The organism is Erwinia sp. PME.40.26/001 (genome assembly GCF_055556675.1).
In genome coordinates this window covers 1-251 of sequence record NZ_JBVHNP010000327.1, presented here as the reverse complement: position 1 = coordinate 251, position 251 = coordinate 1, and the positions used below count along the sequence as shown (strand labels likewise).

1 protein-coding gene is annotated in these 251 nt (G+C 61.8%); it reads left to right on the top strand.

From position 1 onward, the window contains the following. Nucleotides 1-94: 94 nt before the first annotated feature. Nucleotides 95-251, top strand: a 157-nt coding sequence (locus ACZ3HG_RS24395; RefSeq protein WP_465335056.1) for a ParA family protein, incomplete at its 3' end; no start/stop codon positions are given.

Sequence of the window (251 nt, the reverse complement as noted above, 5' to 3'; positions counted from 1 at the left end):
ATGCGCAGAAAAGTCAAGAAAATCTTACATCTACCGGCCTCCATCCGAATCACCTATTGCCCTCGCCCCGAGCTCACCCACGACAGAGGGGACAATGGCGCGCTTCCTCGCGGTGTCGAACAGAAAAGGCGGCGTCGGCAAGTCGACGACTGCGGTGATGCTGGCGCACGCGGCGGCGGCGTGGGGCAATCAACGCGTGCTCGTGATGGACCTCGACACGCAGTGCAATGCCTCGCTCATGCTGGTGGGTG